This window comes from Micromonospora sp. AKA38, from assembly GCF_027925725.1.
Taxonomy (GTDB): Bacteria; Actinomycetota; Actinomycetes; order Mycobacteriales; family Micromonosporaceae; genus Micromonospora.
The window spans coordinates 369,183-384,394 of record NZ_BNEI01000003.1; the positions used below are offsets into that span (position 1 = coordinate 369,183).

The 15,212-nt window shown below is 72.8% G+C and carries 11 protein-coding genes; 4 read left to right on the plus strand and 7 right to left on the minus strand.

Going from position 1 to position 15,212, the window contains the following annotated elements; translation table 11 throughout:
• Window positions 1-14 precede the first annotated feature (14 nt).
• Entirely contained in the window at window positions 15-944 is a 930-nt protein-coding gene (locus TPA0908_RS10065; protein WP_281936839.1) for a S66 peptidase family protein, read from the plus strand.
• Between the two features lie 14 nt (window positions 945-958).
• Here the strand turns inward: TPA0908_RS10065 and TPA0908_RS10070 are convergent, their stop codons facing one another.
• Window positions 959-1,849 carry a Vgb family protein gene (locus tag TPA0908_RS10070; protein ID WP_281936841.1) on the minus strand — a complete coding sequence of 297 codons (891 nt, stop codon included), beginning with the start codon at window positions 1,847-1,849 and terminating at the stop codon, window positions 959-961.
• Between the two features lie 182 nt (window positions 1,850-2,031).
• On the opposite strand from TPA0908_RS10070, the gene TPA0908_RS10075 reads away from it, so the two are divergent.
• On the plus strand, window positions 2,032-2,496 hold the full coding sequence (locus tag TPA0908_RS10075; RefSeq protein ID WP_281936843.1) for a hypothetical protein: 465 nt from the start codon (window positions 2,032-2,034) through the stop codon (window positions 2,494-2,496).
• A 131-nt stretch (window positions 2,497-2,627) separates the two neighbouring features.
• Here TPA0908_RS10075 and TPA0908_RS10080 read toward each other — a convergent pair whose 3' ends face one another.
• The 6 genes from TPA0908_RS10080 to glnA form a co-directional block, all read right to left on the minus strand.
• The gene (locus tag TPA0908_RS10080; protein ID WP_281936844.1) at window positions 2,628-5,642 is read right to left on the minus strand and encodes a carbohydrate binding domain-containing protein; all 3,015 of its coding nucleotides are present in this window, start codon (window positions 5,640-5,642) and stop codon (window positions 2,628-2,630) included.
• Window positions 5,643-5,823: 181 nt separating this feature from the next.
• The gene (locus TPA0908_RS10085; protein WP_281936845.1) at window positions 5,824-6,195 is read right to left on the minus strand and encodes a VOC family protein; all 372 of its coding nucleotides are present in this window, start codon (window positions 6,193-6,195) and stop codon (window positions 5,824-5,826) included.
• A 38-nt stretch (window positions 6,196-6,233) separates the two neighbouring features.
• Window positions 6,234-9,578: an NACHT domain-containing protein gene (locus TPA0908_RS10090; protein WP_281936846.1), complete on the minus strand. Its 3,345-nt coding sequence runs from the start codon at window positions 9,576-9,578 to the stop codon at window positions 6,234-6,236.
• 68 nt (window positions 9,579-9,646) lie between these two features.
• Window positions 9,647-10,339: a helix-turn-helix transcriptional regulator gene (locus TPA0908_RS10095; protein ID WP_281936848.1), complete on the minus strand. Its 693-nt coding sequence runs from the start codon at window positions 10,337-10,339 to the stop codon at window positions 9,647-9,649.
• Between the two features lie 34 nt (window positions 10,340-10,373).
• A complete protein-coding gene (locus TPA0908_RS10100; RefSeq protein WP_107161579.1) occupies window positions 10,374-10,799 on the minus strand; it encodes a DUF350 domain-containing protein in 426 nt (141 codons plus the stop codon).
• Between the two features lie 82 nt (window positions 10,800-10,881).
• Window positions 10,882-12,231, minus strand: coding sequence for a type I glutamate--ammonia ligase (glnA, locus tag TPA0908_RS10105; protein ID WP_107161577.1), 1,350 nt, complete (start codon window positions 12,229-12,231; stop codon window positions 10,882-10,884).
• Window positions 12,232-12,428: 197 nt separating this feature from the next.
• On the opposite strand from glnA, the gene TPA0908_RS10110 reads away from it, so the two are divergent.
• Entirely contained in the window at window positions 12,429-14,189 is a 1,761-nt protein-coding gene (locus TPA0908_RS10110) for an NAD+ synthase (protein ID WP_281936851.1), read from the plus strand.
• 117 nt (window positions 14,190-14,306) lie between these two features.
• Window positions 14,307-15,152 carry a 3-methyl-2-oxobutanoate hydroxymethyltransferase gene (panB, locus tag TPA0908_RS10115; RefSeq protein WP_281936853.1) on the plus strand — a complete coding sequence of 282 codons (846 nt, stop codon included), beginning with the start codon at window positions 14,307-14,309 and terminating at the stop codon, window positions 15,150-15,152.
• Window positions 15,153-15,212: the final 60 nt, after the last annotated feature.

Consider the following 15,212-nt stretch of genomic DNA (forward strand, 5'->3'; position numbering starts at 1 on the left):
CTAGGCTCGCGATCGTGTCCACCGACGACTGCCTGCGCCCACCGGTCCTGCGTCCCGGCGACGCGGTGATGCTGGTGTCGCCGTCCGGCCCGACCCGGCCCGAACGGGTGGCCCGCGGCGTCGAGCTGCTCACCGGCTGGGGGCTGCGGCCGGTGCCCGCGCCGAACGCGTACGCCCGGCGGGGTTACCTGGCCGGCGACGACGCGCTGCGGGCCGCGGACCTGAACGCCGCGTTCGCCGACCCGGGGATCCGTGGCGTGCTCTGCACCCGGGGCGGGTACGGCGCGCAGCGGGTGGTGGACCTGATCGACATGGCGGCGGTACGCCGCGACCCGAAGGTGGTGGCCGGCTTCTCCGACATCACCGCGTTGCAGTTCGCGCTCTGGCGGGGCGCCCGGCTGGCCGGGGTGCACGGTCCGGGCGCCGCCTGGCGGGACGAGCGCACCCCGATCCGCTCGGCGGAGTCGCTGCACGCCGCGCTGATGACCACGGAACCGGTGACGGTCGCGGCGGTCGGGACGGAGGAGACGTACCCGGTGCGGGTGCCCGGGCGGGCCGAGGGCCGGCTGCTGGGCGGCAACCTGTGCCTGCTCACCGCGTCGATCGGCACGCCGGACATGCCGGACCTGACCGGTGCGATCCTGCTGGTCGAGGAGGTGCAGGAGCCTCCGTACAAGATCGACCGGATGCTGACCCACCTGCGCCGCTGCGGTGCCCTGGCCGGGCTCGCCGGCGTGGCGGTCGGCCAGTTCACCGAGTGCGCGGACGGCTGGGACACCACCGTCGTCGACGTGCTGACCGACCGGCTGGGCGACCTGGGCGTCCCGGTCCTCGGCGGCCTCCCGATCGGCCACGGCCCCGGCCAGCTCACCGTCCCGGTCGGCACCCCCGCCGTCCTGGACACCGCCACCGACACCCTCACGGTCACCCCCGCCGTCCGCTGACCCTCTTCACCTCGTCAGGCCGGCGGGGTCAGGTGGGCGACCGCGCCGGTTTCCAGGGCGACCCAGACCGAGCCGTCGGGGGTGACCGTGAGGCCGTGCGGCTCGGAGTTCGGGGTGGGCAGGTCGTGGTGGGTGAACGTGCCGTCGGGGGCGAGGTGGCCGAGGCGGTTCGCGGCCCACTCGGTGAACCAGCAGCCGCCGGCGGGGTCGGCGACGATCGCGTGCGGCCGGGCCGCCCGGTCCGGCAGCGGGAACTCGTCGATCCGCCCGTCCGGCGTGATCCGACCGAGCTGCCCGGCGAGGATCTCGACGAACCAGAGCGCGCCGTCGCCACCCCGGGTGATGCCGACCGGCCCGGCCGCGTCGGTGGGCAGCGGATGCACCGTCACCGAGCCGTCGAGGTCGACGCGGGCGATGGCGTTCGCCTGGTTGAGCGTCAGCCAGAGCGCCTCGTCCGGCCCGACGGCCAGCATTGACGGGAAGCCCTTGGCGACCGGCAACGGGAACGTGCTGACCTCCCCGTCGGCGGTGACCCGGCCGACCGTGTCGTCGCCCATGCCGGCGTACCAGAGCGCGCCGTCCGGCCCGGTGACCAGGCCGCACGGGGCGCAGCCCGAGGGCAGCGCAAGCGAGCCGCCCGTGCCGTCGACGGTGAGCCGACCGAGCCGGTGGTCGCCGGAGCGGGTGTACCAGAGCGCGCCGTCCGGGCCGGTGGTGACGATCAGCGGCCGGCTCTCCGGCGGGTCGTTGCGGTAGGTCCGCACCGCGCCGTCCGGGCCGAGCCGGGCGACGCCGCCGGAGCCGGCCAGCGTCAGCCAGAGCGCGCCGTCCGGCCCGACCGTGATCGCGTACGGGCCGGAGCCCGGCCCGGTGAGCGCGACCTCGCGGATGACGGACTGTGTCATGAGGGGTGTCCTTCCGTCGGGATCTCCGCCAAGCGTCGCGGCCGTCCCGACGGCGCGGCAACCACATTTGTCCGGATGCTCGCCCGATTCCCAGCTCGCTGACAGGGTCGCCACGGGTTGCCCCCAGCTCCGACCGTCACTGTCGGTGACGTCATCGCACCACCACCGAGAAGGAGAACCGCATGATCCGCACGACGAGGAAGCGCCTGCTGGTCGGTCTCGCCGCCGCCGGCGTGCTCACCGTCGGGATCGCCGCCCCGACGGTGGCGCTCGCCGACGACAACAAACCGAGCGCCAGCACGAGCAGCGACCAGGGCGGCGACCGCCAGCAGCGGCACGCCGACCGGCAGGCCGAGTTCGCCGAGGCGCTCGCCAAGGAGCTGGGTGTCCCGGCCGACAAGGTCACCGCGGCGCTGGAGAAGCTGCGCGAGCAGCGGCAGGCGGACCGGCCGGAGCGGCCGACGCCACCGTCGGCGCAGGATCGGCAGGCCGCCCTGAAGGAGCGGCTGAACCAGGCCGTCGAGGACGGCAAGCTGACCCAGGAGCAGGCCGACGCGGTGCTCAAGGCCGCCGAGGCGGGCGTCTTCCCCGGTCCGGGCGGCCCCGGCATGGACCACCGCGGCTGGCACGGTCAGGGCGGCAAGTGACCCGGTGGCCCCGCCACCCCTCGCCGGCCGCACCTCCCTCCCGGCCGGCCCGGCGGGGCCACCCAGATGAAAGGCGGGGCCCCCTCCTAACGCATTTCGCATAGGAGGGGGCCCCGCTTAACACCTCCCGCTCAGCGCAGGTACGGCCCGTCCGCGCCGATCTTGCCGGGCGCCGGGTTGCCGGGCAGGTCGAGCACGTAGACGCGCAGGTTGCCCTGGCCGCTGACCGAGGCGGTCAGCGTGCCGTCGGTGACCGTGCGCACGTCGCCGCTGACCGCGTCCACGTACCGGCCGTTCGGCACGCCCCGGAACGTGGCCGAGCCGGAGACGGTGACCAGCGCGAAGCTGTCCACCGCGCCCTGCGTGAACCGCCGCTTGTACGCCATCGCGCCGCTCACGCCCTCGGTCGAGTACTGCCCCTTCTGCAACGCCGGCACGGCCCGCCGGATCAGGTTGAGCCGCTGCACGTGCTTGACCAGCGGCTGGGCGAGCGTGGTGGCCACCGCCCCGCTGGCCGACCCGACCACCCCGAAGTCGGCGGCGGTGACGCTGCCGGCCAGGTGGTCGCCGTAGTAGGCGCGGCCGGTGGTGGCCAGCGGGCAGGTCGGCCCGCAGTCGATCCGGGCGCCCTTCTGGAACTCGATCTCCGAGCCGTAGTAGAGCGTCGGGATGCCGCGGAACGTCCACATCAGGCTCATGTTCTCCGCCCAGGCGTCGGTGCCGCCGGTGTAGCGGGTGGCGGACTTGTTCGGCCCGTAGTCGTGGCTGTCGACGTAGACGACGTTGTAGGTGGCGTCGTTGTAGCTGTCGTCGGAGTCCTTCCCGTTGCCGAACGCGTTGCCGGCGTCGGAGAAGTTCATGTGCATCCGCATGTCGATGACGTTCATGCCGGAGAACTTCGAGTGGTCCGGCGCGTGGTACGCGTTGCCGCGCAGGAACGCGTTGTCGGTGGTGGGCTGCCCGGCCGGGCCGAGGAGCTGCTCGTAGTCGTACTGCTCGATCGCGGCCCGCACGTCGTCCGGGCTGTACTCCTTGCGCTCCTGCCAGGTGAAGAACTGCGCGGAGTGGTTGACCGAGCCACGGTTCCACTTGTCGTTGACGAACGCGGCGACCTCGCCGAAGACGTAGAAGTCCTTGCCCTTCGCGCCGAACTTCGACACCGCGTGCTGCTGGATGGCGGGCAGGAAGCGCCGGTTCCAGGTGACCCGGGGGATGTGCACGGCGGTGTCGATCCGGAAGCCGTCCACGCCCATGTCGATGTACCTGTTGTACGCGTTGATCAGGTATTCCTGCACGGCCGCGTTCTCGGTGTTGAAGTCCGCCAGGTCCTCGTGCAGCCAGCAGCTCCGCGCGTCCTCGCCCTCCCAGTTGCCGATCCAGCACTGGTGGTACCTGTCGGCGGGGAACAGCTTGCTGGTCGGGGTGGGCCACTGGCACTGGTAGAGCGAGTAGCCCTCGGCGCTGCGCCCGCCGGTCGGCGTACCCCAGTTCAGGCACTGGTTGCCGGCCGGCGCGGCGGACGACCACACGTCGCCGTTGTACGGCCGGCCCTTGGCCTTGGCGTTCTGCGCCGGGGTGAGCGCCGGGTCGTTGCCGGTCGCCTCGACCATCGGGTCGTACTCGCGGCCGGCCTGCTGCTGGTCGTAGTACCACTTCCACTGGTCGTCGCGGGTGCCGTAGACGGTGGGCGTGAACAGCCCCTTGGCGCCCCACCGGGAGCTGTGGTTGTAGACCACGTCCTGGAAGATCTTGATGCCCTTGGCGTGCGCCGCGTTGATCAGGTCCTGGTACGACGCCCCGGCGCTCTCCAGCCGCGGGTCGACGCGGTAGAAGTCCCAGCCGTGGTAGCCGTGGAAGTCGTAGTCGGAGCGGTTGAGCACCACCGGCGTGATCCAGATGGCCGAGAAACCGAGCGCCTTGACGTAGTCGAGCTTGTCGACCAGCCCCTTGAAGTCGCCCCGGAACATCGGGTCGTTGTTCGCCGCGTTGCCGGAGGCCACGTGCTGGCTGCCGCCCCGGTTGTTGGCCGGGTCGCCGTCGGCGAACCGGGCGGTCATCACGAAGTAGATGCTGTCCTCGCGCGGGTCGCCGCCGAGCGGGGCGCCGCCGGCCGGCGCGCTGCCGGTGGTCGCGGACGCCGGCGCGCTCGCCGCCGACCGGTTGCCGGCCGCGTCGAGCGCCCGCACCGTCCAGGTGTACGCCGTGCCGGGCCGCAGGTCGTACGCGACGTACCGGGTGGTGGTGCTGGTGACCGTGGTGCTCCCGGCGCCTCCGGTGCGGGTCAGCTCGTACCCGGTGACGGCCCGGTCGTCGGTGGCCGCCGTCCAGGTCAGGGTGACCGCCAGCCCGTCGGCGACGGCGGTCAGGCCGCCCGGCGTGGACGGCGGCGTGGTGTCCGGGACGGCCGGCGCGCAGGGGTCGGCGGCGGAGGCGGTGACCCGGCCGTTGTCGACGACGCTGCGTCCGGTGCCGAGGGTGTAGTCCGCGCCGCCGTTGTTGTCCCAGGTGCCGGTCGTGTTGTTGAACGCGGCGGTCAGCCCGGTGGCCGCGCCGAGGTCCACGATCCGGCGGGCCCAGCCGGCGCAGCGCGTCTCCATGGCGACGCCCGGCGCGGTGGTCCAGGTGCCGCCGGTGGGCCGGTAGTGCAGATTCGCGGCGCTCCATCCGCGCGGGGTGAGGTGGTACCAGACCTCGGCGGTGTTGCCGGCGGTGCCGGACGGCGTCGGTGTGGGCGGGGCGGACGGCGTCGGCGTGGCACCCGCGCACGGGTCACCGGTGCCGATCCGGCCGGCGGCGACGGTCACGGTGCCGGCGCCGAGGCGGTAGTTGGCGCCGTTGTTGTTGTCCCAGACGCCACTGCCGTTGGTGAAGACGACCTGGGCGCCGGTGGCCGCGCCCAGGTCGACGACCTTGCGACGCCAGCCGGCGCAGGCGGCGTCCATCGGCACGCCGGGCACCGGCGTCCAGGCCTGCCCGTCCACGCCGTAGTGGATGTTGACCGCGGCGCCCCAGGCGGCCGGCGGTTGGTAGTAGACGGTGACGGTGTTGGCCGCCGCGGCGGCGGTGAACGGCAGCAGCGCGGCGAGCACGCCGGCGGCGAGCGCGAGCGCTCCCCACCGGCGGCGGGTGGTGGTCCTGCCTCTCATGGCGGCTCTCCTGACACCCCGGCCCAACTCAGCGGACGCAAGGGGATGAAGGCGTTGCAAGAACTTGCGACGCGTGGTGCCAGGAAGTTACCAGCTTCGATCAGATGAAACCAGATGTTCACCGTCGACGATGTGTGCAACCCCTTGCACCGACCGCCCACCTCTTTCATCCGGACCGCGCTCAGCCTCCGGCGGGCGGGGTGAAGACGCCGAGCAGGTTGCCGGACGGGTCGCACAGCCGCGCGTGCACCAGGCCGCTCGGCGCGGTCACCGGCGCCGCCAGCACCGTGCCGCCGGCCGCCTCCGCCCGCCGGCACGCCTCCGCCACATCCGTCACCTGGGCGTAGAAGATCGCGTAGTTGTCGGCGGCGGCGTCGGTGCCCCGGATCGCGCCGCCGATCCCCCGCTCGCCGCCGGCCGCCGTCTGCCGGTACGAGTTACCCGGGCCGCCCTGCTCCTCGAAGCTCCAGCCGAACAGGTCGGCGTAGAACCGCTGCGCCTCGTCCGGCCGGTCGGAGCCGATCTCGAACCAGGTCACCGGCGTGCTGGACATGCTGCCTCCTCACCGCACCGGCCGGTCGGCCGACGCCGTCAGGATCCAGCGTCAGGGGTGCCCCCGACAGCGTCCTGTCGGTGTTTCGGCGACAGATTCTCTGGATCGTCCACCAGCGGAACCAGCCGGTGCGGCAGGTCGGGCCGCCGCCCGCCGTACCGCCGATCGAATTTGTCGAGAAGCGATGCCGCAATCGGCATGGTCATCACGCCGATTTCGTGCAACCGCACCATCACGTCGACCAAGGCCTCTTCGGAGAACAGATCGGGCAGCGGCACGTGCTTTTCCACCACCGCGTCGACGAGTGCGGCGAGTCGCTGGTCCACCTCCCGATCCATGCCGAGGACCCGCTGCACGCAGCGCATCATCGCCGACAGATGAGCCCTGGAGGCCAGCAGGTTCAGCCGCCACACGGCCTCCGACACGTCGGCCACCACCTCGGCGGACGCCTCGTCATCGCCGGCCACGCGATCGAGCAGCAGGCGCAGGAAGGTGACCCGATCCCAGTCGGGTACCCTCTCCGCGCCGCGCTCGGCCAGGACCACACAGCGCAGGTACACCCGCCGACGCTCATGCTGCGAGGCCGGACGCATCGGCAGCAGCCACGCATCGAGCAACGCGTGGGCAGCGGACGACGCGCCGTCCTGGTCCGGCCCGACAACCACGGCGAGCGCCGTGGCGAGCTTGTCGAACACCGGCTCCAGCGCGCCGACCAGCACCGCTCCGTCGACGTCACAGGCGAGGTGGGCGGCGCGGCGGACCCGGATCAGCATCTCGGCCGACAGGCCGATGCTCGCCTCCTGCGGCGCACCGAGCGCCCACAGGGGGTCGGCGTCCGGTGGCACCGCGAGGCGGTCACCCAGTCGCAGCCGGACGTCCCGGTCCGGTCCCGCCCCGAGCCGATCCAGGGCCAGCACGTCGCTGAGGCTCTGCCACTCCTCCGCTGGGAGCTGGGAACGCCACAACCCCACCTGGGCCCGCCACTCGGCCACCGGATCCTCCGGAAACAGCGTCCGTCCGGACGTCTCCCACACCGCCACCAGGATCAGCAGCAGCAGGTTGGCGGTGTAGGCGGCGCATCGAGCGGGCTCCCGCAGGCGACGGGGACGGTAGTCGTCGAAGCGGCGGCCACCGGTCGCGAAGAGCGCGGCCCGGAACAACCGCACCAGGAGGTCGGCCCAGGCGTCCCGGACGGGAATCTGCCGCCCGCGCAGGTTCTCCTCGATGAAGACGAGCACCGTGCTCCGGCTGCTGAGCACCGCGTACGAGAGCAGGGCGTGCAAGAGGTCGTCCTCGACCGGTTCGACGGTCAGCGTGAGGCTGGCCGCCCCACGCCGCGTGACCAGATCGTCGACCACCTGCGCGGTTAGCCGGGCCACCAGGTACTCGCCGAATGTGGCGTGCAGGAACTCGTACGTCTCGCGGCGCTGTGCCTCATCCTCGACGCGGGCGCGATGGATGAAGAAGAACCGGCCCAGCACGACCTCAGCCGCCGCCAGCGGGGCGCGCAGCCCGTCCCGCCGGCCAGCCGCCGACCCGCCGAAGGGCAACGCGGCCAGGTCGGCGTCCAGCTCGACGGCGCTCACCCACTGCACGCCCCGGTTGAACATCGCAAAGGCGACCACCGCCAGCCGGCACAGCTCCTCCTCGACCGCCCGGTCCAGCTCCGGCTCGGGCAGGCCGGCGCGTTGCTTGACCACCTCCCGCCGGGCGAAGCGGCGCAGCAGCCGCTCGTACAGCTCGCCACGGCGCAGCTCGCCGGCCTGGCGCAGGTCGTGCCCCTCGGCGTCGTAGAGGGCCAGCATCAACAGCAACAGCGGCTGCTCGGCGAGTTCCCGGTGTGACAGCACCGTGGCCGGGTCGAGCGGCCGGGCACCCGGCACCCGGAACGCCGTGGCGTTGACCCGGTTCCAGGTGCGCACCCAGGCGTCGATCCGGGGCTCATCGAACGGTTCCAGCCGCACCGCGAACGTGCCGGGCGGCGGCTGGGCGCGGTCGGCCACGCTGGTGCGGCTGGTCACCACGACCGCCACCGGCCGCCCCTGGTCGGCCTCCCGCCGCTGGAACTCGGCCACCCGGCGCAGATAATCGGTCTGGCTGACGCCGGTGGCCTGCAACAGCTCGTCGAAGCCGTCGAGCAGCACCATCGGCAGCGCGTCGCCGGCCGAGCGGGACAGCGCCGGCCACTCGACGCGCTCGCCGGTGTCCTGCCGCACCGCCTGTTCGATCTGCTCCTGAATGTCGCCGGCCGCGTACACGTCGCGGAGCGCCACCCGGACCACCAGGAAGTCGGCGGCGGGCAGGCGGGCGGCGATGATCCGGGTGAGCACTGACTTGCCCGAGCCGGGTTGCCCGAGCACCAGCAGCGGGGCCCGGACGGCCCCGGGCGAGGTGAAGTGGACGACCAGCGCCTGCCAGAGGTCGTCGCGGTCCGGTTGGTCGTGCCACCAGTTCTCGTCGCTGGGCCGCGCAGTCCGGTCCAGCTCGGCGATCCGGCACAGCGGCGGCACGTACGCCTCGCCCAGCGTCGGCACGGTCAGCCCGGCCGGCACGTCGCCGGAGGTGATGATCGGTCGGGTCAGTTCGGCGGCGTACGCGGCGGCGAGGCCGGCCCGCCGCCCGTCCGGAGCCGAACCGGTGGACAGCTCGGCCAGGGCCCGGTGCAGATCCGCCAGGCCCAGCGACAGCCGACGGACCTCGACCCGGGTGGCCTCGTGCTCGTGCAGGTCGATCCAGAAGGACACCTCGGGGAAGTCCACGGCGAGCCGGTGCAGCAGGGCGGCGTACCGGTCGACGGCGGCTTCGGGCAGATCGTTTAGGGCCTGCTCAGCGACCCGCCAACTCAGGTCGGAGAGCGCATCTCCGGCGGCCAGCCCGCCGAGGAACCTGACGAACCCGTGGGCCTGTTGCGCATACCAGGCGGCGAGCGCTGCCCGCAGCGCCGGCTGGGGCAGGTGCGGGCCGGGCACCGGCGCGGCGGTTTCGAACAGTGCGGCGATGAGGTCGTCCGCGGCGTATGGGGCGCCGGCCAGGAGCAGTTGGTCGGACCGGTCAATCGCCAGCTCTCCGACGTCGAACGGCAGGCCCAAGCCGTCGAGCGCCTCGAAGAACGCGGTCACCGCGATCACCGCGTGCGCCGCCTCCAGCCGCTGCGTCCGCCCGTACCGGGACAGCCCGGAGCGCTTCTCGGACACGCCACGCACCAGCTCGTGACCGAGCCGCACGAACTCGGCCTTGGCGTCGAAGATGCCGAGTAACGCCGGCACCGGCACCGACGCGGCCAGCAGAACGCCCCCGGTCAGCTTGTCGAACCAGTCGACGACCTTGCTCTTCTCCCCGCCGAGCAGGCGTACCGCGTCGGCGTAGCTGAGCGTGTCGGGCACCGGCGTTCCTCCCCAGGGACGGCAGACCCGCCAGCGTCCCCCATCCGAACCGGAGACGCTGTCGGTTTTCAGACCAGGGTCAGCGGGCGCAGCCGGTCGACCGGGAGGTCGAGGTCGTCGAGGTGCAGCTCCCGGGTCACCGGCTCGGCCAGCGGGCGCACCGAGCGGATCCGGTCGGTGCGGAAGCAACGCAGCCCGTCGCGAAGCCGGCACCAGGCCACCAGGTACCAGTGCGTGGCGTTGCCCAGGTAGGCCAGCGGCTCCACGTCGCGCGCCGAATCCGCGCCGTCGCGGTCGGCGTACCGCAGGCGCAGCACCCGCCCGGCGGCGACCGCGTCGGCGACGGCGGCCGGGACCGGCGTGCCCGGCCCGTCGCCGACCAGGTGGACCCGGCCGGCGAGCCGGTGCGCTTCGGCCACCGCGGCCGGCGGCATCACCGCGACCAGTTTGCGCAGCGCGGCGCCGGCGGCCGGGGCGAACGGGGAGCCGCCCAGCCGGTGCAGCGCCACGGCCATCGCCACCGCCTCGGCCGGGGTCAGGTTGACCGGCGGCAGCGTGCGGGCGCGGTCGACCACGTAGCCGCCGGTGCGGCCCGGCTCGGCCCAGATCGGCACCCCGGCACCCTGGAGCGCGGAGATGTCGCGCTCGACGGTGCGGGTGCTGATCTCGAAGCGGCGGGCCAGCCAGCCCGCGCTGCGCGGGCGCGGCGACACCGCCCGCAGCTCCTCGACCAGGGCGTAGAGACGGTCGGTGCGGTTCACGTCCCGGACGCTATGCCCCGGGTCCGACAATCGGTCAGGCGATGCAGGCGCAGACGATCAGCGCGGCGCCGAAGTGGGTGGCGGCGCTGACCCGGGCCGCCGGGTGCGGCTCGTCGGCGGCGATGACGTCACCGAGGCGGCCCGGAGTGAGCAGGTCCAGCACCAGGAAGGCCAGCGCCATCACCAGCAGGCCGACCAGCCCGAAGATGACCGTGGAGGCCAGCCCCTTGGCGAACGAGCTGTAGCTGGTCAGCACCGCGGTGAAGACGATGCCGGCGATGCCGAGCTGGTTGGCGGCGAGCAGCAGCGCAGCGTTGCCGTTGCGGCGCGTCCAGATCAGCTCGCGCAGCTTGCCCGGGGTGAGCAGGTCGACAAGCAGGAAGCCGGCGGCCATCAGCGCCACCCCCACCACCCCGAACACGATGCTCTGCCACGCCCCGTTGAGCAGGTCTTCCAGCACCGAACGCCTCCCCGGCTCCACCCGCCCGGGCGCGGGTGCGCGGGCGGTGCCGCAGACGATAGCGGCACCGCGCAAATTCGATCTAGAGGGAGAGGTAGCGCTGCCGCTCGTAGGGGGTGACCTCGCGGCGGTACTGCTCCCACTCGGCCCGCTTGTTGCGCAGGAAGAAGTCGAAGACGTGCTCGCCGAGCACCTCGGCGACCAGCTCGGAGCCGGCCATCACGTCGATCGCCTCGGACAGGTTCTCCGGCAGCGCCTCGTAGCCCATGGCGCGGCGTTCGGCGCTGCTCAGCGACCAGACGTCGTCCTCGGCGCCCGGGGGCAGCTCGTAGCCCTCCTCGATGCCCTTCAGACCGGCGCCGAGCATGACCGCGAAGGCCAGGTAGGGGTTGGTCGCGGAGTCCAGCGAGCGGACCTCGACCCGGGCCGAGTTCGGCTTGCCGTACGCCGGCACGCGGACCAGCGCGGACCGGTTCAGGTGCCCCCAGCAGACGTACGCCGGGCTCTCGGTGATCCGGTCCGGCAGCGCCTGCGGGAACAGCCGCTTGTACGAGTTGACCCACTGGTTGGTGACCGCGGTGTACTCCCGGGCGTGGGTGAGCAGCCCGGCGATGAACGACTTGGCGACCTTGGACAGCTTCATCGGGTCGCCGGCGTCGTGGAACGCGTTGCGCTCGCCCTCGAACAGCGACAGGTGGGTGTGCATGCCGTTGCCCGGCTGGTCGGTGAACGGCTTCGGCATGAAACTGGCCTGCACGCCGGTGGAGAGCGCCACCTCCTTCACCACGTGCCGGAACGTCATGATGTTGTCGGCGGTGGTGAGCGCGTCGGCGTACCGCAGGTCGATCTCCTGCTGGCCGGGGGCGACCTCGTGGTGGCTGAACTCCACCGAGATGCCGATCCGTTCCAGCGCCAGCACCGCCTGGCGGCGGAAGTCGCGCGCCACGGCGTGCGTGGTGTGCTCGAAGTAGCCGCCGGTGTCCACCGGGATCGGCACCGAGCCGTCCTGCGGGCCGTTCTCCAGCAGGAAGAACTCGATCTCGGGGTGGGTGTAGAAGGTGAAGCCCTTGTCGGCCGCCCGGGACAGCATCCGGCGCAGCACGTGCCGCGGGTCGGCCCAGGAGGGGCTGCCGTCGGGCAGCAGGATGTCGCAGAACATCCGGGCGCTCTCGCCGCTGACCCCGCCCTCGAACGGGAACACCTGGAACGTGGTCGGGTCGGGCATGGCGACCATGTCCGACTCGAAGACCCGGGCGAACCCCTCGATGGCGGAGCCGTCGAAGCCGATGCCCTCCTCGAAGGCCGCCTCCAGCTCCGCCGGGGCCACCGAGACGCTCTTGAGCGTGCCGAGCACGTCGGTGAACCACAGCCGGACGAAACGGATGTCCCGCTCCTCCAGCGTACGGAGGACGAACTCCTGCTGACGGTCCACATCCACCCCTCGTGACACGTACGTTCTCCACCGATCGGGTCGGACCGGCTGACCGCTCAGTCTCCACCGACCCCGTTACGCCGACGTTACGCCCTTCCCCGGCGCGCCGCCCTACCGTGTCCCGGCCCGGGAGACGGTTGCCGGGTCCGGAGCATCCGGCCGGATTCGGGCCGGACGACTGGGGCAAGATGGGGAACATGCCCACCCTGCGTCTCGCCCTGTGCCAGGTCAACCCGACGGTCGGCGACCTCACCGGCAACGCCGACCGGGTCCGCGCGTGGACCCGCAAGGCCGCCGACTCCGGCGCCCAGCTCGCGCTCTTCCCCGAGCTGATGCTGACCGGCTACCCGGTCGAGGACCTGGTCTTCCGCCGGTCCTTCGTCGCCGCGTCCCGGGCCGCGCTGCACCGGCTCGCCGCCGACCTGGCCGACGACGGCCTCGGCGAGCTGCCGGTGCTGGTCGGGTACCTGGACGCGGACGGGCCGCCGCAGGTCAGCGCCGACGCCGAGCCGGGCCGGGGGGCCCGCAACGCGGCGGCGCTGCTGCACCGCGGCGAGGTGGTGGCCACCTACTTCAAGCACCACCTGCCCAACTACGGGGTGTTCGACGAGGACCGCTACTTCGTGCCCGGCGACACGCTGACCGTGGTGCGGGTGGGCGGCGTCGACGTGGCGCTGACCATCTGCGAGGACCTGTGGCAGGCCGGTGGGCCGTTCGCGGTGGCCCGGCAGGCCGACGTCGGGCTGGTGCTCAGCATCAACGGCTCGCCGTACGAGCTGAACAAGGACGACGCGCGGCTGCCGCTGGTGCGCCAGCGTGCCGCCGAGGCGGGCGCCGCCATCGCGTACGTGAACATGGTCGGCGCCCAGGACGAGCTGGTCTACGACGGCGACTCGCTGATCGTGGCCGCCGACGGCACGCTGCTGGCCCGGGCGCCGCAGTTCGTCGAGCACCTGCTGGTGCACGACGTGGAGCTGCCGGCGGCGCCGGCGACGAGCGGCGGCGCCACCGACCTGGCCGACGGGATGCGGCTGGTCCGGCACGAGGTGCCGGCGGTGCCGGCCGCGCCGACCGGGCCGGCGGCGACCGGCGGGATCATCGAGCCGGTCGCCGACGAGGCCGAGGTGTGGCAGGCGCTGGTGCTGGGCCTGCGCGACTACGCCGACAAGAACCGGTTCCCCTCGGTGGTGCTCGGGCTCTCCGGCGGCATCGACTCGGCGGTGGCCGCGGCGCTCGCGGTGGACGCGCTCGGCCCGCGCCGGGTGGTCGGCGTCTCGATGCCCAGCCAGCACTCCTCCGAGCACTCCCGCGCCGATGCCGAGGAGCTGGCCAAGCGCACCGGCCTGGACTACCGCATCGAGCCGATCCAGCCGATGGTCGACACGTTCCTGGCCAACATGTCGCTGTCCGGCGTGGCGGTGGAGAACCTCCAGGCCCGGGTCCGCGGCGTGATCCTGATGGCGCTGTCGAACCAGGAGGGCCACCTGGTGCTGACCACCGGCAACAAGAGCGAGCTGGCGGTGGGCTACTCGACGCTCTACGGCGACTCGGTGGGCGGCTACAACCCGATCAAGGACGTGTGGAAGACGCTGGTCTGGCGGCTGGCGAAGTGGCGCAACGCGGACGCGGAACGGCTCGGCGAGACGCCGCCGATCCCGGAGAACTCGATCGGCAAGCCGCCGTCGGCCGAGTTGAGCCCCGGCCAGCTCGACAGCGACACGCTGCCCGACTACGACGTGCTCGACCCGATCCTGATCGGGTACGTCGACGGCGACCTGGGCCGCGACGGCCTGGTCGAGTCCGGTCACGACCCGGCGGTGGTCGACAAGGTGCTGCGGATGGTGGATACCGCCGAGTACAAGCGGCGGCAGTCCGCGCCCGGCACCAAGATTTCCATGAAGGCGTTCGGGCGGGACCGGCGGCTGCCGATCACCAACCGCTGGCGCGAGGACGGCTGAGCGCGCCCGCGCCGGGAGTGAATTCCTCCACTCCGGCCTGCCCCCGACCGGCCGCCCGGTGCGACGATCGCGGGGAACCCGGGGACCGCGTGCGCGGCCTCGAGGAAGGAGATTGTCATGGTGGAGTCCACCCCGACCGAGGTGACCGCCCTGTACGGCGGGCCGGCCACCCGGCGGATCCGCACCCGCGACCTGATCGCCGCCAAGGAGCGCGGCGAGCGGTGGGCCATGCTCACCTCGTACGACCAGTACACCGCCTCGATCTTCGACCGGGCGGGGATTCCGGTGCTGCTGGTCGGCGACTCGGCCGCGAACAACGTGTTCGGCTACGAGACCACCCTGCCGGTGACCGCCGAGGAGCTGTTGCCGCTGGTCCGCGCCGTGGTACGCGCCACGACGCACTCGCTCGTCGTCGGCGACCTGCCGTTCGGCTCGTACGAGGAAGGGCCGGCGCAGGCGCTGCGCACCGCGGTGCGGTTCATGAAGGAGGGCGGCTGTCACGCGGTGAAGCTGGAGGGCGGCCGGCGCTGCGCGGCGCAGATCGAGGCGATCGTCGGCGCCGGCATCCCGGTGATGGCGCACATCGGGTTCACCCCGCAGAGCGAGCACACGCTCGGCGGGTACCGGGTGCAGGGCCGGGGCGACACGGCCGAGGAGGTGCTCGCGGACGCGCGGGCGGTGGCCGAGGCGGGCGCGTTCGCGGTGGTGCTGGAGATGGTGCCGGGCGAGGTGGCCAAGCGGGTGACCGGTGAGCTGTCCATCCCCACGGTCGGCATCGGGGCCGGCCCGGACACCGACGGTCAGGTGCTGGTCTGGCAGGACATGGCCGGGTTGCGCACCGGCCGCGCGCCGCGGTTCGTCAAGCGCTACGCCGACCTGGCCGACGCGCTGACCGAGGCCACCCGCCGGTTCGCCGACGAGGTGCGCAACAGCGAGTTCCCCGCCGCCGAGCACACCTTCTGACGGCGTAAGGAGGGGCCCCTTCTCAACGCCTGGCGTATAGCAGGGGCCCCTTCTCAACCA